Annotated in this window: 16 protein-coding genes; 7 read left to right on the plus strand and 9 right to left on the minus strand. The window is 61.8% G+C overall.

Annotated elements, in window-relative coordinates; all coding sequences use genetic code 11:
• Positions 1-3 precede the first annotated feature (3 nt).
• The 7 genes from CNX70_RS26530 to recA all read right to left on the minus strand — a co-directional run bounded on the left by CNX70_RS26530 (position 4) and on the right by recA (position 7,089).
• The gene (locus tag CNX70_RS26530; protein WP_096238001.1) at positions 4-468 is read right to left on the minus strand and encodes a pilin; all 465 of its coding nucleotides are present in this window, start codon (positions 466-468) and stop codon (positions 4-6) included.
• Positions 469-681: 213 nt separating this feature from the next.
• The gene (gene sucD / locus CNX70_RS26535; RefSeq protein WP_065306949.1) at positions 682-1,563 is read right to left on the minus strand and encodes a succinate--CoA ligase subunit alpha; all 882 of its coding nucleotides are present in this window, start codon (positions 1,561-1,563) and stop codon (positions 682-684) included.
• A gap of 13 nt (positions 1,564-1,576) precedes the next feature.
• A complete protein-coding gene (gene sucC, locus CNX70_RS26540; protein ID WP_096238002.1) occupies positions 1,577-2,746 on the minus strand; it encodes an ADP-forming succinate--CoA ligase subunit beta in 1,170 nt (389 codons plus the stop codon).
• A gap of 75 nt (positions 2,747-2,821) precedes the next feature.
• Entirely contained in the window at positions 2,822-3,382 is a 561-nt protein-coding gene (locus CNX70_RS26545) for a DUF2889 domain-containing protein (RefSeq protein ID WP_096238003.1), read from the minus strand.
• A 289-nt stretch (positions 3,383-3,671) separates the two neighbouring features.
• Complete coding sequence (locus CNX70_RS26550) at positions 3,672-5,210, minus strand: class I SAM-dependent methyltransferase (protein WP_096238004.1); 1,539 nt, start codon at positions 5,208-5,210, stop codon at positions 3,672-3,674.
• Positions 5,211-5,305: 95 nt separating this feature from the next.
• The gene (gene recX / locus CNX70_RS26555) at positions 5,306-5,761 is read right to left on the minus strand and encodes a recombination regulator RecX (protein ID WP_071075325.1); all 456 of its coding nucleotides are present in this window, start codon (positions 5,759-5,761) and stop codon (positions 5,306-5,308) included.
• Between the two features lie 227 nt (positions 5,762-5,988).
• Entirely contained in the window at positions 5,989-7,089 is a 1,101-nt protein-coding gene (gene recA / locus CNX70_RS26560; protein WP_096238005.1) for a recombinase RecA, read from the minus strand.
• 249 nt (positions 7,090-7,338) lie between these two features.
• Here recA and CNX70_RS26565 point away from each other — a divergent pair, with 249 nt between their 5' ends.
• From CNX70_RS26565 to CNX70_RS26585, 5 genes are all read left to right on the plus strand, one after another.
• The gene (locus tag CNX70_RS26565) at positions 7,339-8,073 is read left to right on the plus strand and encodes a response regulator (RefSeq protein ID WP_071075323.1); all 735 of its coding nucleotides are present in this window, start codon (positions 7,339-7,341) and stop codon (positions 8,071-8,073) included.
• A complete protein-coding gene (locus CNX70_RS26570; protein WP_244198965.1) occupies positions 8,070-9,602 on the plus strand; it encodes a sensor histidine kinase in 1,533 nt (510 codons plus the stop codon). Before CNX70_RS26565 ends, CNX70_RS26570 begins: the two co-directional genes overlap by 4 nt.
• Positions 9,595-9,909 (plus strand): DUF4212 domain-containing protein, encoded by a 315-nt coding sequence (locus CNX70_RS26575; protein WP_096238006.1) that lies wholly within the window; start codon positions 9,595-9,597, stop codon positions 9,907-9,909. The genes CNX70_RS26570 and CNX70_RS26575 overlap by 8 nt, the downstream gene beginning before the upstream one ends.
• Complete coding sequence (locus CNX70_RS26580) at positions 9,906-11,954, plus strand: sodium:solute symporter family protein (RefSeq protein ID WP_096238007.1); 2,049 nt, start codon at positions 9,906-9,908, stop codon at positions 11,952-11,954. The genes CNX70_RS26575 and CNX70_RS26580 overlap by 4 nt, the downstream gene beginning before the upstream one ends.
• Before the next feature lie 118 nt (positions 11,955-12,072).
• The gene (locus CNX70_RS26585) at positions 12,073-13,299 is read left to right on the plus strand and encodes a 6-phosphofructokinase (protein ID WP_096238008.1); all 1,227 of its coding nucleotides are present in this window, start codon (positions 12,073-12,075) and stop codon (positions 13,297-13,299) included.
• Here the strand turns inward: CNX70_RS26585 and CNX70_RS26590 are convergent.
• A complete protein-coding gene (locus CNX70_RS26590; RefSeq protein WP_208624472.1) occupies positions 13,296-14,153 on the minus strand; it encodes an IclR family transcriptional regulator in 858 nt (285 codons plus the stop codon). The genes CNX70_RS26585 and CNX70_RS26590 overlap by 4 nt on opposite strands.
• A gap of 151 nt (positions 14,154-14,304) precedes the next feature.
• Between CNX70_RS26590 and CNX70_RS26595 the strand changes: the two genes are divergently transcribed.
• Together CNX70_RS26595 and CNX70_RS26600 are read left to right on the plus strand one after the other, a co-directional pair.
• Complete coding sequence (locus CNX70_RS26595) at positions 14,305-15,921, plus strand: GMC family oxidoreductase (protein ID WP_096238010.1); 1,617 nt, start codon at positions 14,305-14,307, stop codon at positions 15,919-15,921.
• A gap of 124 nt (positions 15,922-16,045) precedes the next feature.
• On the plus strand, positions 16,046-17,377 hold the full coding sequence (locus CNX70_RS26600) for an MFS transporter (protein WP_096238011.1): 1,332 nt from the start codon (positions 16,046-16,048) through the stop codon (positions 17,375-17,377).
• Between the two features lie 67 nt (positions 17,378-17,444).
• Here CNX70_RS26600 and purM read toward each other — a convergent pair whose 3' ends face one another.
• Positions 17,445-18,488 (minus strand): phosphoribosylformylglycinamidine cyclo-ligase, encoded by a 1,044-nt coding sequence (gene purM / locus CNX70_RS26605; protein ID WP_096238012.1) that lies wholly within the window; start codon positions 18,486-18,488, stop codon positions 17,445-17,447.
• Positions 18,489-18,602 lie beyond the last annotated feature (114 nt).

The following is an 18,602-nucleotide window of genomic DNA, read 5'->3' on the forward strand; positions in this document are numbered from 1 at the left end:
CGCTCACTGCGTCGCCACCACCTTGGGAATATTGTTCCTGGTAAGGGCTTCCCTGGCCGCCGCATTCGTCACGCTGGTGCTGTTAAACCAGCTCAGGCTGCTGGAGCCGACCTGCAACTCCATGCTCACCGTCTGGCCACCCATGCCACTGCCCAGGTCGGTTGCCAGGGTCAGCTCGATATTGCCCTTGTCGACCTTGGCGCCGGCCACTTCGCGCGTCGGGCTGAACACGGGGATGGCGCTGGGCACGGCTTCGGTGGGGGTGCTGCAAGCGGTCGCCAGGCCGCCATTTTCCTGCACGCACAGGGCCACGGCTGTCTTCAAGGGTGCAGCCGCCGCCAGCACGTTGCTGACCTTGGCCCGCATCGTATAGTCGCCGTACTGGGGAATGGCCACGGCCGCCAGGATGCCGGCGATGGCCACCACGATCATCAGTTCTATCAGGGTAAATCCGCTCTGCGCGCGCATCGTCGCCTCCCATTGTGCATTGCTCGTGCCGTGCACGGTGCAAGCGCCATGCCAGCAGCGCGCCCGGGCAGCGGCGGTACACGTGGAAAGAAAAGCGACACATTTGGGCAGGTTCGGACCAAGGCCGTCGGCCCAGGCCGGGCAGCGGCCTGTCTTGCGGACAAAAAAAAGGAGCCGAAGCTCCTTTTTGGTACTGCGTGAACCAGGCTGAAATTACAGCATGGCTTTCAGCAGACGCGCCATTTCCGACGGGTTTTTGGTCACGGTGATGCCGCAAGCTTCCATGATTTCCAGCTTGGCTTGCGCCGTATCGGCACCGCCCGAGATCAGCGCGCCGGCGTGGCCCATGCGCTTGCCTGGAGGAGCGGTGACGCCAGCGATGAAGCCGACGACCGGTTTTTTCATGTTGTCTTTGATCCAATACGCCGCGTTGGCTTCGTCCGGACCGCCGATTTCGCCGATCATGATGACCGCGTCGGTATCTGGATCATCATTGAACATCTTCATGATGTCGATGTGCTTCAGACCGTTGATCGGGTCGCCGCCGATGCCGACTGCCGACGATTGGCCCAGGCCCAGTGCGGTCAGCTGACCCACTGCTTCATAGGTCAGGGTACCCGAACGCGATACCACGCCGATGCGGCCCTTTTTATGGATGTGACCTGGCATGATGCCGATCTTGATTTCGTCTGGCGTGATCAAGCCTGGGCAGTTAGGGCCCAGCAGCAGCGTTTTGCTGCCCGACTTGGCCATGCGGTCTTTCAAGGCCATCATGTCACGGACAGGAATGCCTTCGGTGATGCAAATGGCCAGATCCATTTCAGCTTCGACAGCTTCCCAGATCGCCGCTGCCGCGCCTGCTGGCGGCACGTAGATCACGGAAACGTTGGCGCCGGTTTCTTTTTTCGCTTCGGTGACGCTAGCAAAAATAGGAATGCCTTCGAAATCTTCGCCGGCTTTCTTCGGGTTCACGCCTGCCACGAAGGCAGCTTTGCCGTTCGCGTAGTCGCGGCAACCGCGGGTGTGGAACTGGCCGGTCTTGCCGGTGATCCCTTGGGTTACGACTTTGGTATCTTTATTGATCAGAATGGACATGTTGATTCCTTAATTAAGCTTGACCGGCAGCAGCGGCAACGACGCTCTTGGCTGCATCTTCCATGGTGTCGGCTGCGATGATAGGCAGACCGGAATCGGCCAGCATCTTTTTGCCCAGATCTTCGTTGGTGCCCTTCATGCGCACCACCAGCGGTACGTTCAGCGAGACGGCTTTCACTGCGGCGATAACGCCTTCAGCGATCACGTCGCAACGCATGATGCCGCCGAAAATGTTCACCAGGATGGCTTTCAGGCCTGGGTTTTTCAGCATGATCTTGAACGCTTCGGTGACTTTTTCTGCCGTGGCGCCGCCGCCGACGTCGAGGAAGTTGGCTGGCTCGCCGCCGAACAGTTTGATCGTGTCCATGGTGGCCATGGCCAGGCCGGCGCCGTTCACCAGGCAGCCGATGTTGCCGTCGAGCGAGATGTAGGCCAGGTCGAATTTCGACGCTTCGATTTCAGCTGGATCTTCTTCGTCCAGATCGCGCAGGGCGACGATTTCCGGATGGCGGAACAGGGCGTTCGGGTCAAAGTTGAACTTGGCGTCCAGGGCGATGACTTTGCCACTGCCGGTGACGATCAGCGGATTGATTTCGGCCAGCGAGCAGTCAGTTTCCCAGTACGCTTTGTACAGGCCTTGCAGGTTGACGCGGGCATCGACGATGGAACCGGCAGGCACGCCGATTTTGGTCGCGATGTCGTCTGCCTGGGCATCGGTCAGGCCAACGCTAGGCTCGATGGTGACGTGGTGGATCTTCTCCGGGTGGCTCTCGGCCACTTCTTCAATGTCCATGCCGCCTTCGGACGAAGCCATCAGGACGATTTTCTGGGTGACGCGGTCGGTGACCAGCGAAACGTACAGTTCTTGTTTGATGTCGGCGCCTTCTTCCACCAGCAGGCGGTTGACTTTTTGGCCTTCGGCGCTGGTCTGATGCGTGATCAGCTGCATGCCCATGATCTGGTCGGCGTATTCCTTGACCTGTTCGATCGATTTCGCCACTTTCACGCCGCCGCCCTTGCCGCGGCCACCTGCGTGGATCTGCGCCTTGACGACCCATACCGGACCGCCCAGGGTTTCCGCAGCCTTGACGGCTTCGTCGACGGACATGCACGGAATACCGCGTGGTACCGTCACTCCATACTGCCGGAGGATTTCTTTGGCTTGATACTCATGGATTTTCATGCTGGCTTCCCTTCTGATACTGATTTGTAAAAATACGGTTAGTGGTGCAAAAAAACAGGAAATACAGCGCCGGGGTCACACTTTGGCTACCCAGCGCGGGTAGTACTGTGCAACTGCCCCGCCATCGGTGCGCAAGGCGTGACACTTGTCGAGTTGAAACGGCTTTTCATGCGACAAATCAGCATTCTCACCGTCACGGGTCGACCAGACATCGCCGGCAAATGCCTGAACCGTCGCAGTCGGCAAGACTTGCGCCAGTTCGGTCAAATGGGTACAGCCAGCGATTCCCGCCAGGCGCTGTTTCAAGTCGCGGCGGAAATTCTTCAATAAATTCAAACCGATCAGCGCACTGTAAGCGGGGCCGATGGTATCGCAAAAACCGGGATAGGGCACGGCATCGGAGGCGGCTTCGGCCTCGACGATGGTCAGTTCGCGATCGACGGTAATGCGTAAATGGAGGTCATGCAGGGGAGTGCCGGCGGGACGGGGGCCGGAGGCCAGGGTCGCGTCATAGCTTTTGATATCAGTGATACGGGCGTCAATATCCCACAGGCCGTCGTCGCGCACATACGCTTGGACGTCGATAACGCGGGAGTGCCGTAGGGCGCGCCGGGATACGGGAGTTGACAGGGGCATAAGACCGATGCCGCTTGCGCGGCCAAAATTTAGTAAGCAGCCATGTGCCTAAAGCACGCCGTTCGCAGCTTCTACGAACAGCAACCGCACCTGCGGCGCCGCAAAAACCCTAAAAGTGTAGCACATTGGGCCCAGGTTGCGCCGCAACATAATTTTTCATTGCTTCGTTAAAAACATTTCAAATTATAAATAAAAAGCAGTGATTTTCATGTAGTCATTCACGAAACAAATGATTGATATCATAAAAATCACTACCATCGTCATGCCGCGAGGTGCTTCGGCATCAGCATCAATCAGCCACGCCCAGCGCCTGCAGGATGGGCAGCACGGTGATGCGGAAGCTTTCCGCCTGCACGGCCAGTTCGGCCAGGTTGTCTTCGTCCGTCGTCAGCACCGTGCCATTGCGCACCATGGTTTGCTGCAGTGCGCGGAAAGCCTGCCAGGCAAATGCCGCCCAGGCGTCGGCCTCCTGATACCCTTCCAGCCTGGCCAGCAGGAACAACTGTTGCAGATGCAACACACCCACGCCGCCGCCCGTCACCGGACTGGCCAACGCGGCCAGGTCCGTGCGGCCCAGGGCCTTTCCCAGCAGATGCCGGTTCAGCCTGGCCGTGGCCGGCCCCGCCTGCGCGATCGCGGCGTCATCCTGCACCGGCGATATGCAGGCTTTATGTGCCAGCACCAGCAGCATCTGCAGCAGGCTGCCCAGGTCAGCCAGGTTGGCGGGCAAACGCTGTTGCAGTTCGGCTATGGTATGGGGTTTGCCATCACCGAGCAGTTCCAGCAGGGGGCCATACACGGCGGGGTCCAGGTCGGCCTCGCCCAAGGCGCCCGTCACCTTCATGGAGATCTGCTCGACCGGCGCCACCAGCAGGATGCGTACGGCGCGCAGTGCGGCAGCCTGTTCATGGGCGCTCAGCTTGCGGCTGCCCTTGACCCAGTAATCCTGGCGAAACTGGCGATTGACGAGGAAATCGGCAGTGTTCTCGCGGAAAGTGGCATCCGGAATCTGCGCCAGGAAAGCCATGTGTTCGGGCGAGAAATTGAGAGGGGCAACATGATCGGGGTAGGCGGCCGAACCGGCAAACTCGAGCTTCACCCCGGCCAGCACCGGCTTGATGGCCGAAAACGATACCGGTTGCCAGTAATGATTGAAGTATTCGTGGGACAGATAATTCGGATCCTGTTCACCGAGCTGTTGCAGCCGCAGGGCGATGCTGGGATTGGCCAGCAGGTAGCGCGGCTTGGTCTCCATCATGCGGTTGACAAAGGATAGCGCGCTGCCCACGCGCGTCAGGGAATCCTGCCCCGGCGCGCTCAGCACGCGGCTGTGCTGCTCCATCAGGTCGCGGATCGGCGCCATCGCCGCCCAGCCCGCCTGCGTGTTGTAACTGATGTACAGCACGCCACCCGGCTTGAGCTTGCGCGCCAGGAAGTCGCTGATATGCGCCTGGTTTTCCGGCGAGATCCAGCTCCAGATACCGTGCAGGGCGATGAAATCGAAGTCAGGCAGGTCGCTGCGGGCGCAAAAATCCTGGAACGATTGCTCCGACAGCACGGCGCCATTGCCGGAGACCTCGGCCAGTTCCTGCGCAAAGGCGGTCTGGGCAGGATTGAAATCAGTGCCATACCAGCGTGTGCAGGACGCTGCGGCATGGATATTGACGGTCACGCCCTGGCCAAACCCGAGTTCGCATGCGGTGCTGACCTTCGGCGGCTGTATGCCCCAGCTCAGCAGCAACAACTGTATGCGCAAGGGGTTCAATTCCGTGTAATAGCCGTAGGTGTATGCGGTTTCGGCCGTGTAGCCGGCATGCCAATTGCTCATCAGGTGTCCCGTATATCAAGTAAAAAAGCTGGGACGCAACATGCGCAGCAGCAATTGGGCAGAATAACTGATCCTTGCTGTCAAGTTAACAAATATTACTCGTCGTCGGGCTCCAGGCCTTTCAAGGCCACCTGCACGGCGCGCTGCGAAAAGCCGCGCTGCATCAGGAAGCGCACCTGCTTGTTGCGCTGTTCGGCATCCTGCGCCACTACACCGAATTTGCGGCGCCACACTTCGCAGGCGCGCGCGGTCTCGCCTTCGGCCAGGCCCGCCTTGAGTTCCTGCAGCGCTTCACCGCCTATGCCATGGCTTTGCAATTCCGCCATGATGCGGCTATTGCCAAAGCGCGCCGAGCGGCGGTGGATCAGCGACTCGGAAAAGCGCTCCTGCGACAGCCAGTTGGCCTGCTCCAGGCTGTCGAGCAAGGCTTCCACATCATCGCCTTCCTGCGCATGCCGCTGCAGCTTGCGCCGCAATTCCATGCGGCTATGCTCGCGCATCGACAGAAAGCGGAGCGCCCTGCCCTTCAGGCTTAGTTGTACTGCAGCCATACACCCACCTTGTCTTTCATTCCACGATCACAGCACCCAAACACAATCGCCGCCCGGCGCAACAGCGCGGGACGGCGATCAGGGTCCTACCTTGCGGCAAGCCATGCGTAGGTCGGATCAGGCCCCTTGGGCCGTAATCCGACAACATTGTTGGCATCTGATCCGACAACATGGTTGACGTCTGTGGTGTTGTCGGATTATGCGCGGCTTTGCCGCGCTAATCCGACCTACTCTGCCTTGGCTTCCGCCTTGGCAGCCTTGTCGGCGGCTTTATCCGCTTTTTCCGGCTTTTCAGCAGCCAGTGGCGGCAGTTCACGCACGCCCAGCGAAGCGCGGACCTTGTTTTCGATTTCGCGGGCCAGCGCCGGACGCTCTTGCAGGAAGGCGCGGGCGTTGTCCTTGCCCTGGCCGATGCGTTCGCCGTTGTAGCTGTACCACGAACCGGATTTTTCCACGATTTTGGCATCCGAGCCCAGGTCCAGGATTTCGCCTTCGCGCGAGGTACCGGCGCCGTACAGGATGTCGAAGTGCGCTTCCTTGAACGGTGGCGCAATCTTGTTCTTGACGACCTTGACCTTGGTTTCGTTGCCGATCACTTCATCGCCGGACTTGATCGAGCCGGTGCGGCGGATATCGAGGCGCACGGAGGCGTAGAATTTCAGCGCATTGCCGCCCGTGGTGGTTTCAGGACTGCCGAACATCACGCCGATCTTCATGCGGATCTGGTTGATGAAGATGACCAGGGTATTGGTGCGGTTGATGGAACCGGTCAATTTACGCAGGGCTTGCGACATCAGGCGCGCTTGCAAGCCTGGCAGGGAATCGCCCATGTCGCCTTCGATCTCGGCGCGTGGCGTCAGTGCGGCCACGGAGTCGATGACGACCAGGTCGACGCTGCCCGAGCGCACGAGGGCGTCGCAGATTTCCAGCGCCTGCTCGCCCGTGTCCGGTTGCGAGATCAGCAATTCGTGCAGGTTCACGCCCAGCTTTTGCGCGTAACCGACGTCGAGCGCGTGCTCGGCATCGATAAAGGCGCACGTGCCGCCCAGCTTTTGCATTTCAGCAATGGTTTGCAGGGTCAAGGTGGTTTTACCCGACGATTCAGGACCGTAGATTTCCACCACGCGTCCGCGCGGCAAGCCGCCTACGCCCAGCGCGATATCGAGGCCGAGCGAACCGGTCGACACGACTTGCACTTCTTCGATCACCGCGCTGGCATCCATGCGCATGACCGAACCTTTGCCAAACTGCTTCTCGATCTGCGCCAGTGCGGCGGCGAGCGCCTTGGCTTTTTCCGATGCGGGTACTACAGCTTTTTTATCGTCCATATGTTCTTTCAGCCGTTCTACAGTTGCGGACTCAGTGGAATCCGGCAGCCTGCGATAGCGCCAGTGGGTTAAATTCTTTACACAGACAGTACTGTATAAAAAAACAGTGATCAATGCAAGCGGAACGTGGATTTGTTTTGAAACAGATCAATACAACCCTGGTTTTTCACAAAAACTATCCACCTTGCGGAAAATGAAACACAATACAGACTTCAGATGTCCTGATGTTGCAAGCATAGGAAGTGCACCATGCGTATTTTACTTGCCGAAGATGACAGCGTGCTAGCCGATGGCCTGACCCGCTCGCTGCGCCAGTCCGGTTATGCCATCGACTACGTCAAGACCGGCCAGGAGGCCGATACGGCCCTGTCTACCCAGGAATTCGACCTGCTGATCCTCGACCTGGGTCTGCCGAAGATGTCCGGCCTAGAGGTGCTGCGCCGCCTGCGCGCGCGTGCCTCGCTGCTGCCGGTGCTGATCCTGACGGCCGCCGATTCCATCGAACAACGCGTGAATGGACTCGACCTGGGTGCCGATGATTATATGGCCAAGCCGTTCGCCCTGTCGGAACTGGAGGCAAGAGTGCGCGCCCTGACGCGCCGCGGCGCCGGCGGCGGTGCCACCGTCATCAAGCACGGCCCCCTCAGCTACGACCAGGTGGGGCGCAGCGCCTACATCAACGACCAGATGCTCGACCTGTCGGCGCGCGAACTGGGCTTGCTGGAAATCCTGCTGGGCCGCACCGGCCGCCTCGTCTCGAAAGAGCAGCTGGTCGACCACCTGTGCGAATGGGGCGAAGAAGTGTCGAACAACGCCATCGAGGTGTATGTGCACCGTTTGCGCAAGAAGATCGAGGTGGGCGGCGTGCGCATCGCCACCGTGCGCGGCCTCGGCTATTGCCTGGAAAAATACTCGGAAGCGGCGCGCCTGAACGCCGAAGCGGGCGAGGCGGCAGGCCCGGCCAGCGGACCCGCCAGCAAGTGAAGGCGCGCGAAGCGCCGGCGGACGAGGTGGACGACGACGACTGGTTCGAGCCGCCCACCACGGAGCAGGATGACACCATCGAGCATTCGCTGTTTGGCGAAATCCTCGACTGGATGCTGGCACCCTTGCTGCTGCTGTGGCCGATGAGCATCGCCATCACCTACCTGGTGGCCAAGGGCATCGCCAATCAACCGTTCGACCATGCGCTGGAAGACAGCGTGACGGTGCTGACGCAGCAGGTCAAGCAAGCCGATGGCGCGCTGCTGCGCCGCGTGCCGGACAAGAACCGCAGCGGCCGCGACTTCCTGCGCGGCGACGATGTCGACACCCTGTATTACCTGGTGGTGGGCGGGCGCGGCGAATACCTCGACGGCGACCGCGACTTGCCGCCGCCGCAAGACCCCGACAAATACCGCAGCGGCATGGTGCTGTTTCGCAATGACACCATCCACGGCACGCCCGTGCGCGTGGCGTTTACCTATCTCGACACGCCGTCCGGCAGCGACGACGAACCGCGCCGTACGCTGGTGCAAGTGGCCGAGACGCTGGAAAAACGCGCCCAGTTGGCGAATGAAATCATCAAGGGCGTGATCTTGCCGCAGTTCATCATCCTGCCCGTGATCCTGGCCCTGGTCTGGTTTGCCCTGGCGCGCGGCCTGTCGCCGCTGGCGCAATTGCAGGAGCGCATACGCGCGCGGCCACCCGACGATTTGAGCCCCATCGAATCGGGCCAGGTGCCCGAGGAAATCACGCCACTGGTCGGTTCGCTCAACGAGATGCTGGCGCGGCTGTCGCTGTCGATCGACATGCAGAAACGCTTCATCGCCGATGCCGCGCACCAGATGAAAACGCCGCTGGCCGGCATGCGCATGCAATCCGAGCTGGCCTTGCGCCAGACCGACCACGACGAGATTCACCGCTCGCTGCTGCAGTTGGCGAAAAGTTCGGAAGCGGCCACGCGCCTGGTCAACCAGCTGCTGGCTCTGGCGCGCGCGGAAAACCAGCCGCAGGCGGGCACGGCGTTCGAGCCGATCGAGCTGAGCGAACTGGCGCGCGGCGTGGTGCAAGACTGGGTGCAAGCGTCGTTTGCCCAGCATATCGACCTGGGCTTCGAACAGCCCGCGTATTCGATCATGATTTCCGGCAATCCCATGATGCTGCGTGAACTGCTGAGTAACCTGATCGACAATGCCCTGCGCTACACGCCGGCCGGCGGCAGCGTCACGGTACGCGTGCGCAGCACCCTGGAACTGGCCATCCTGGAAGTGGAAGATACGGGCCCCGGCATACCGCAGGCCGAGCGGGCGCACGTGTTTGAACGCTTTTACCGCATTCTCGGCAGCAATGTCGATGGCAGCGGCCTGGGCCTGGCCATCGTGCGCGAGATCGCCCAGCAGCATGGCGCCGAAGTCGATATTTTTAACAATCCGCGCGCGCACTCGCCGAAGCTGCCGGGCACCCTGCTGCGTCTGAGCATTGCGCTGCTGTTGCCGGACGCGCCAGAAGAGGATGACATCACGTATGGATAAGCCCAGCCTTCCCGCAGCGCCGCTGCGGCCGGCGCGCACGCCCAGCCCCGAGCTGCAGGCGCGCCTCGACGCGCACTGGCACAAGACGCGGCGCCTGACGGCCATCCTGCTGCTGATCTGGCTGCTGACGGGCTTCCTGACCGTGTTTTATGCGCGTGAACTGTTGCACCTGAACCTGTTCGGCTGGCCGCTGCCCTTCTATATGGCGGCCCAGGGCGCCTCGCTGGTGTACCTGGCCATCATCGCCTTGTATGCCTGGCGCATGCGGCGCCTGGACCGGGATTTTCATGCCGCGGAGCAAACATGAGCGGCCAGCGCAGCTTCTTTGCGCGGCTGTGCCGCTACTACCTGCTGTTTACCGCCGGTTTCGCCGCCTTCCTGCTGGCCCTGTCGGTGCTGGAACAGGAAGGCATGCCGCGCGCCTGGATCGGCTACCTGTTCATGCTGGTCACCATCACCCTGTACGCCACCATCGGCGTCATCAGCCGCACCTCGAACGTCACCGAATACTATGTGGCGGGGCGCCGGGTGCCGGCCATGTTCAACGGGATGGCCACGGCCGCCGACTGGATTTCGGCCGCCAGCTTCATCAGCCTGGCCGGCGGCCTGTACCTGAACGGCTTCGACGGACTGGCCTTCATCATGGGCTGGACGGGTGGCTATTGCCTGGTGGCGCTATTGATCGCGCCCTACCTGCGCAAGTTCAGCCAATACACGATTCCCGACTTCCTCGCCGCCCGCTACGGCAGCGGCACCGACAAACGCGGCGCCAGCGTGCGTGTGGTGGCCGTGGCCGCCACCATCATCGTCTCGTTTACGTATGTGGTGGCGCAGATCTACGCCGTCGGCCTGATCGCCTCGCGCTTTACGGGCGTGGATTTTTCCGTCGGTATCTTCCTGGGCCTGGCCAGCATCCTCGTTTGCTCCTTTCTGGGCGGCATGCGCGCCATCACCTGGACGCAGGTAGCGCAGTACATCATCATCCTGGTCGCCTTTCTGATTCCCGCCATGTGGCTGTCGGTCAAGCATGCAGACAATCCCGTGCCGCAGATCGCCTACGGCAAAGTGTTGCCGCAACTGAGCGCGCGCGAACACGTGCTGGAAACGGACCCGAAAGAAAACGAAGTGCGCGCCATCTTCCGCCAGCGCGCGCACAGCTACCAGGAGCGCATCGCCGGCTTGCCCAGTTCCTGGGAGCAAGGCCGGCTGGCGGCCCAGCGCCAACTCGATCATTTGCGCCAGCGCAATACCTCGCTGTTCGATATCCGCAACGCGGAGCGCTACCTGGTCGCCTATCCGAAAAGCCCGGATGAGGCACGCGTGCTGTGGCAGGCGGCGCAGGCGCAGAATCAGAAACGCGCCGAACCCATCATTCCGCACGCGCAGCCGTTTCCCGCCGCCGACCGCGAGCAGTCCGACATCAAGCGCAACAATTTCCTGGCACTCGTGTTTTGCATGATGCTGGGCACGGCCGCCCTGCCGCATATCCTGATGCGATCCTATACCACGCCCTCCGTGCACGAAACGCGTGTGTCCGTCTTCTGGGCCCTGTTTTTCATCTTGTTGATCTATCTCACGATTCCCGCGCTGGCCGTACTGGTCAAGTACGATATTTACTCGGCACTGGTAGGCACGCAATACACCAACCTGCCCACCTGGGTGTCGTACTGGGCCAATGTGGACAAGCTCAGTCCCCTGATCAGCATCGTCGACGTCAACCGCGACGGCATCGTGCAACTGGCGGAAATTTCCATCGATGCCGATGTGCTGGTGCTGGCCACGCCCGAGATCGCCGGCCTGCCCTACGTGATTTCCGGCCTGGTGGCGGCCGGCGGCCTGGCCGCCGCCCTGTCGACGGCGGACGGCTTGCTGCTGGCCATTTCAAATGCCCTGTCGCACGACATCTATTACAAGGTGGTCGATCCCAGCGCCTCGACGCAAAAGCGCGTGACGATTTCCAAATTGCTGCTGCTGGCCGTGGCCTTCATCGCCGCCTATGCGGCCTCGCAAAAACCGGCGGACATTTTGTCGCTGGTGGGCGTGGCGTTTTCGCTGGCCGCCTCGACCCTGTTCCCGCCGCTGGTGCTGGGCGTCTTCTGGCAGCGCGCCAATTACCAGGGCGCGCTGGCCGGCATGTTCACGGGCTTTGGCGTCTGTCTTTACTACATGCTGCATACGAGCGCCATGCTGGGCGGCACCCCGGATGGCCAATGGCTGCATATCGCGCCCATTTCCGCCGGCATCTTCGGCGTGCCGGCCGGCCTGGCCGCCGCCGTGCTGGTCAGCTGGCTGACACCGGCCCCGGGGCGGCGCAGCACGGGACTGGTCGAGCATATCCGGGCGCCGGAATAAAAGCTGATCAAGGCCTGGGGGTGGCGTGGAGAAATTCCTCGACAGAACGATCGGAAAAGACAGCGCCCCGGCAAAAAAGGAGTAGGCTGGAGGGCCGCGCCATTTACGAGGAAATCCCATGCCGTCTGGAAAAATTCTTGTTGCCCAGGGAGGCGGCCCCACCGCCGTCATCAACCAGTCGCTGGTGGGCGTGGTGCTCGAATCGCGGCGTTTTCAACATGTCACGCGCGTGTATGGCGCGCTGCACGGCGTGCGCGGCATCGTCAATGAAGAATTCGTTGATCTGACGCAGGAAACCAGCCACAACCTGGAACTGGTAGCCGCCACGCCCTCGTCGGCCCTCGGCTCCACGCGCGACAAGCCCGATATTGCCTACTGCCAGCAAATCTTTGAAGTCTTGCGCGCGCACGAAATCGAACATTTTTTTTACATCGGCGGCAACGACTCGTCCGACACGGTGCGCATCGTCAGCGAGGAAGCGCACAAGGCCGGCTATCCGCTGCGCTGCATCCACATCCCGAAAACCATCGACAACGACCTGGTCGGCAGCGACCACACGCCCGGCTTTCCCTCGGCCGCGCGCTTCGTCGCGCAGGCGTTCGCTGGCGCCAACCTCGACAACGCGGCCTTGCCCGGCGTCTACGTGGGCGTGGTGATGGGCCGCCACGCAGGCTTCTTGACGGCCGCCTCGGCGCTGGGCAAGAAGTTCCCCGACGATGGCCCGCACCTGATCTACCTGCCCGAGCGCGTCTTCGTGCTGGACAAATTCCTGGCCGACGTGAAAGCCACGTATGAAAAATACGGCCGCTGCGTGATCGCCGTCTCGGAAGGCATCCACGATGCCTCGGGCGAGCCGATCGCCAGCCTGCTGGCCAAACAGGTGGGCAGTGAGGTGGAACGCGATGCGCACGGCAATGTGCAATTGTCGGGCACAGGCGCGCTGGCCGACCTGCTGTGCGACGAAATCAAGGCCAAACTGGGGATCAAGCGCGTGCGCGGCGATACCTTCGGCTATCTGCAACGCTCCTTCATCGGCTGCGTCTCCGACGTCGATCAACGCGAAGCGCGCGAAGTGGGCGAAAAGGCGGTGCAGTTCGCCATGTGGGGCGACCGTGACGGCTCTGTCGCCATCAAGCGCACGGGCTTTTATTCCGTCGACTACGAGCTGCTGCCACTGACCGAGGTGGCAGGCAAGACGCGCACCATGGAAGACGAGTTCATCAGCGCCAGCGGCACCGACGTGACGGATGCCTTCCGGCTGTATCTGCGCCCGCTGCTGGGTTCAGGCATGCCCGATGCGTTTCGCCTGCGCGCGGCCAAAGTGGCAAAGGTCTTGAAACCCTAGCTGGACTCCGCCAGCAGCAGCGGCCGTAGTTTCACGGCCGCTTCCTTCAACTGCGGCACGTGCTGCAGCAGCTGCTCCACGGATTTGCGCGCCACGGGCGCGTGGCAGGCCACGGCCGCCACGATGCGCCCGTCTGCCGCGCAGATGGGCACCGCCACTGCCACCATGCCGTGCACGAATTCCTCGTCGTCGATACCGATGCCCAGGCGGGCGATGCGCACGATCTCGCGTTCCAGCAGCACGGGGTCGGTGATGCTTTTCGGCGTGCGCGCCTGCAAGGTCAGCATGGCCAGCAGCTCGCGCCGCTCCAGCAAGGTCATGTGTGCCAGGAATAGTTTTCCGCTCGCCGTGCAATGCATGGGCGCGCGCGTGCCCAGCACCAGGTGCAGGCGCAGCGGTTCCTGCGTTTCCACCCGGTCCACATACACGATAGCGTTGCCCTCGGGAATGGCCAGGTTGCATGTCTCGCCCGTGGCCGCCACCAGGCTGCCCAGGATGCTGCGGCTCACGCGGATCAGGGCATTGTTGCGCAAGGTGGCCAGCGCCAGGTTGGTGGACGCGGCACCGGGTACATAGCCGCGTCCCACGGGCGTGCGCAACACATAGCCGTGCTGTTCCAGCGTATCGAGCAGGCGCATCATGCTGGCCTTGGGCACCTGCATGCGCGTCGCCAGCTGCGACAAGGTCAATGGCTGGCTGGCGCTGGCCAGGTGCTCGATCAGGCGCAACACGCGCAAGCCGCGCGCCTCGTCGCCGTGGGCCGCCGCATGGACAGCCACCACGCCGCCCGCCGGGCTGTCTTCTTCGGCCTCGGCCTGCCGTTTTTGAAACGCATCCTGCATGTTCTGTTTCACCTCTCGCGTATGTGGCTGTTTCCGCTTGTCCCGGCGCTGCTCGTCTTTTATAAATGGAACCAGACGTTCCAAAACATCAAATAAAAGACCAGTGTATCGCAAAAATTGCCAGCAAAGGCAAGCGATGCCACAAACGCAGGAGACCAGGGCAATGTCACAAACACACTACGATTACATCGTCGTCGGCGCCGGTTCGGCCGGCTGCGTGCTGGCCAACCGCCTGTCGCACGACAGCAACAATCAGGTATTGCTGCTGGAAGCTGGCGGCAAGGACAACAATCCCTGGATACACGTGCCGGTCGGCTATTTCAAGACCATGCACGACCCCAAGCTGGACTGGTGCTACCGCACGGAAGCGGACGCCGGCATCGCCGGGCGCCAGCTGCAATGGCCGCGCGGGAAGGTCCTGGGCGGCTCCAGCTCGCTCAACGGCTTGCTGTATGTACGCGGCCAGAAGGAAGACTACGACCGCTGGGCCGAGCTGGGCAATGCAGGCTGGAGCTATGCCGAGGTGCTGCCCTATTTTAAAAAATCGGAAGACCAGGAACGCGGCGCCAGCGACTACCACGGTGTCGGTGGCCCGCTGAAAGTGTCGGACCTGCGCCTGCGCCGCCCCATCGCCGAACATTTTATTGCCGGCGCCACGGAAAGCGGCATCCCCTTCAATGCCGATTACAACGGCGCCACGCAGGAAGGCGTGGGCTACTTCCAGCAAACGGCCAGCAAGGGCTTGCGCTGGAGTACGGCGAAAGCCTTTTTGCGGCCCGCCCGCAAGCGCGCCAACCTGCGCGTGGAAGTGCATGCGCACATCATGCGCGTACTGTTCGAGGGCAAGCGCGCCGTCGGCATCGAGTACCGGCAGGATGGCCAGCTGCGCCAGGCGCGCGCCAGCGGTGAAGTGATTTTATGCGCGGGCGCCATCGGCTCGCCGCACATCCTGCAATGCTCGGGCGTGGGCCCGCGTGCCCTGTTGGAAGAGGTGGGCGTGCCGCTGGTGCACGACTTGCCCGGCGTGGGGCAGAACCTGCAAGACCATTTGCAAATCCGCCTGGTCTTCAAGACGCGGCTGAAAACCCTGAACGATGAAGTCAACAGCCTGTGGGGCAAGCTGTGGGTGGGCATGCAATATGTGTTTTCCCGCTCCGGCCCACTCACGTTGGCGGCTAGCCAGGTGACGGTGTTTACCAAGTCCTCGCCCGAGGTGGAGCGGCCCGACATCCAGTTCCACATGCAGCCGCTGAGCGCCGACAAGCCCGGCGAAGGCGCGCATCCGTTTTCCGCGTTTACCTCGTCCGTGTGCCAGCTACGCCCGCACAGCCGCGGCCACGTGTCGATCAAGTCCAGCGATCCCCTCGTCTACCCGGGCATCCACCCGAACTACCTGTCCGACCCGCGCGACCAGCAGACGGCGATCGCCGCCCTGCGCGTGGCCCGAAAAATCGCCGCCGCCCCGTCGCTGGCGCCACACATCATTTCCGAGTTCGTGCCCGGCCCGCAGTTCGAGACGGATGCGCAGCTGTTGGACGCGGCGCGGCGTTTCAGCCAGTCCATCTACCATCCGAGCGGCACCTGCAAGATGGGGCATGACGCCATGGCCGTCGTCGATGACCGCCTGCGCGTGCGCGGCCTGCAAAACCTGCGCGTGGTCGACGCGTCGATCATGCCGGAAATCGTCTCGGGCAACACGAATGCACCCACCATCATGATCGCCGAAAAGGCCGCCGACATGATCCTGGCGGACGCCGTGCGCCTGCCGCAAGCGGCCTGACCCACCCATTCCAATCTCTGCAAGGAGGATGCCAGCGGCGGGCAGACGGCCCCGCTCCCAATGACTCGGCAAGCAGCCTAGCATCAAAAAATACATAATCGATATCGATTGGAGACTAGATATTATGGATAACAATCCGAACCATCCGAAAAAGGCCAAAGAGCTACGGAAAGTCGTGATGGCCAGCGTGATCGGCGCCACCATCGAGTGGTACGACTTCTTTTTATACGGCGTCGTCGCCGGCATCGTGTTCAGCAAGCTGTATTTCCCGGGCGGCGATCCGCTCGTCTCGACCATGCTGGCCTACGGCACCTTCGCCGTGGGCTTTTTGTCGCGCCCCATCGGCGGCGTGATCTTCGGCCATTTCGGCGACAAGATCGGCCGCAAGAGCATGCTGGTGATGACCCTGATGATCATGGGTGTCTCCACCTTCCTGATCGGCGTGCTGCCGACCTACGACCATATCGGCTACTGGGCGCCCGGCCTGCTGCTGTTCCTGCGCGTGCTGCAGGGCATCGGCCTCGGGGGCGAATGGGGCGGCGCCGTGCTGATGGCGTACGAATATGCGCCGCCGAAAGAGCGCGGCTTCTATGCCAGCCTGCCGCAGATCGGCCTGGCCATCGGCCTGTGCCTCGCTTCCGGCATGGTGGCGATCCTCTCGTACACTTTAACGGATGCGCAGTTCCTCGCGTGGGGCTGGCGCGTCGCCTTCATTTTATCGGCAGCCCTGGTTTTCATCGGCATGTGGATACGCCTGAACGTGATGGAAACACCGGAATTCCAGGCGGTGAAAGAGAAAAACGCGGAGACGCAGATTCCGTTTTTCGACCTGCTGAAACGCTATCCGGGCAATGTATTGAAAGGCATGGGCGCGCGCTATATCGACGGCGTGTTCTTCAATATCTTCGGCGTGTTTTCCATCACCTATCTGACCAACACCATCAAGATAGATCGCACGGAAGCGCTGATGGGCGTGATGGCGTCGGCCGTCGTGATGTGCTTTTGCATTCCCTTCTTCGGCCGCCTGTCGGACCGCATCGGGCGCAGCAAGGTGTTCTTCTGGGGTGCCTTGATCACGGGCATGTCATCGATTCCCGCCTTCTGGATCATGCTGCATCACGCCGACAATCCGCTGCTGCTGTGGTGCTCCGTGATCATCCCGCTGGGCGTGCTGTATTCGGCCGTGTACGGCCCCGAAGCGGCGCTGTTCTGCGACCTGTTCGACGCCAAGGTGCGCTACACGGGCATCTCCTTCGTGTACCAGTTCTCCGGCATCTTCGCCAGCGGCCTGACGCCCATCATCGCCACCTACCTGCTGAAAACGGGCAATGGCGAGCCGTGGCACATCGTCGGCTACATCCTGTTCGCCTCCCTCGTCTCGGCCGTCAGCGTGGCCATGATCGGCAGGGGCGGCGCGCAATCGGATGGCCACATGAAGACGGCGCACGCGCGCTAGGCCGATTCGCGACGTAAAAAAAGGCAGGCCTCTCGCGAGTGCCTGCCTTGTTTGTTCAAGCTACAGCTTAGATCACAATCGTTTGATGCTCGTCGCCCACGCGTGCGCGGATGGTACCGATGCGCGAAACGCTTTCGCCGGCCGCTTGCAATTGCGCGATGGCGGCGTCCGCGTTTTCCTGCGAAACGATGACGGTCATGCCGATGCCGCAGTTGAAGACGCGGTGCATTTCGGCGTCAGCCACGCCGCCGTGCTGTTGCAGCCACGTGAACAGCGGCGGCATGGTCCATGCCTTCGAGTCCAGTTCGGCCACCAGGCCAGGCTGCAGCACGCGCGGGATGTTTTCCACCAGGCCGCCACCGGTGATGTGCACCATGCCTTTGACTTCCATGGCATCCATCAGCGCCAGCAGCGGCTTGACGTAGATGCGCGTCGGCTGCATCAGCACATCGGCCAGCTTGCGGCCATGGAAATCGCCTTCCAGGTCCGGTTTCGCCACTTCGATGATCTTGCGCACCAGCGAATAACCGTTCGAGTGCACGCCCGACGAGGCCAGGCCCAGCACCACGTCGCCCGGGGCGATCTTGGTGCCGTCGATGATTTTCGATTTTTCCACGGCGCCGACGGCAAAACCTGCCAGGTCGTATTCGCCGGCAGGATACATGCTCGGCATTTCCGCCGTTTCGCCACCGATCAGCGCGCAACCCGCTTGTTCGCAGCCCTGGGCGATGCCCTTGATGACGTCGGTGGCAATCGCCACATCCAGTTTGCCGCAAGCGAAATAGTCGAGGAAGAACAGCGGTTCGGCGCCTTGCACCAGGATATCGTTGACGCTCATGGCGACCAGGTCGATGCCGACCGTGTCATGGCGGTTCAGTTCGAACGCCAGGCGCAATTTGGTGCCGACGCCGTCGGTGCCCGAGACCAGCACCGGTTCCTTGTACTTCTTGCTGATTTCAAACATGGCGCCAAAACCGCCCAGGCCGCCCATCACGCCTTCGCGCAGGGTGCGCTTGGCAAACGGCTTGATTGCTTCGACTAAAGCGTCGCCTGCGTCGATATCGACGCCAGCGTCACGGTAGGAAAGGGAAACATTAGAAGTCTGGTTCATGGTGTGGTGGCAGCGGAGGCGGTAAAATAGAAGGCGGATACCCGCCGGCACGCGCGCGCAAGCATGTTTTTCAACATCCTGCGGCAGGACGCCAGCGGGTGAATTCGGTCGATC

It is taken from the genome of Janthinobacterium svalbardense, from assembly GCF_002327145.1.
Classification (GTDB): Bacteria; Pseudomonadota; Gammaproteobacteria; order Burkholderiales; family Burkholderiaceae_D; genus Janthinobacterium; species Janthinobacterium tructae.

Bases quoted from the DNA above. Each gene is read 5' to 3' on its own strand.
- CNX70_RS26575 (WP_096238006.1), top strand. From the start codon at position 9,595: ATGGATAAGCCCAGCCTTCCCGCAGCGCCGCTGCGGCCGGCGCGCACG.
- CNX70_RS26585 (WP_096238008.1), top strand. From the start codon at position 12,073: ATGCCGTCTGGAAAAATTCTTGTTGCCCAGGGAGGCGGCCCCACCGCC.
- recA (WP_096238005.1), bottom strand. From the start codon at position 7,089: ATGGACGATAAAAAAGCTGTAGTACCCGCATCGGAAAAAGCCAAGGCG.
- purM (WP_096238012.1), bottom strand. From the start codon at position 18,488: ATGAACCAGACTTCTAATGTTTCCCTTTCCTACCGTGACGCTGGCGTC.
- CNX70_RS26580 (WP_096238007.1), top strand. From the start codon at position 9,906: ATGAGCGGCCAGCGCAGCTTCTTTGCGCGGCTGTGCCGCTACTACCTG.
- CNX70_RS26565 (WP_071075323.1), top strand. From the start codon at position 7,339: ATGCGTATTTTACTTGCCGAAGATGACAGCGTGCTAGCCGATGGCCTG.
- CNX70_RS26550 (WP_096238004.1), bottom strand. From the start codon at position 5,210: ATGAGCAATTGGCATGCCGGCTACACGGCCGAAACCGCATACACCTAC.
- CNX70_RS26530 (WP_096238001.1), bottom strand. From the start codon at position 468: ATGCGCGCGCAGAGCGGATTTACCCTGATAGAACTGATGATCGTGGTG.
- recX (WP_071075325.1), bottom strand. From the start codon at position 5,761: ATGGCTGCAGTACAACTAAGCCTGAAGGGCAGGGCGCTCCGCTTTCTG.
- sucD (WP_065306949.1), bottom strand. From the start codon at position 1,563: ATGTCCATTCTGATCAATAAAGATACCAAAGTCGTAACCCAAGGGATC.
- CNX70_RS26600 (WP_096238011.1), top strand. From the start codon at position 16,046: ATGGATAACAATCCGAACCATCCGAAAAAGGCCAAAGAGCTACGGAAA.
- sucC (WP_096238002.1), bottom strand. From the start codon at position 2,746: ATGAAAATCCATGAGTATCAAGCCAAAGAAATCCTCCGGCAGTATGGA.
- CNX70_RS26595 (WP_096238010.1), top strand. From the start codon at position 14,305: ATGTCACAAACACACTACGATTACATCGTCGTCGGCGCCGGTTCGGCC.
- CNX70_RS26545 (WP_096238003.1), bottom strand. From the start codon at position 3,382: ATGCCCCTGTCAACTCCCGTATCCCGGCGCGCCCTACGGCACTCCCGC.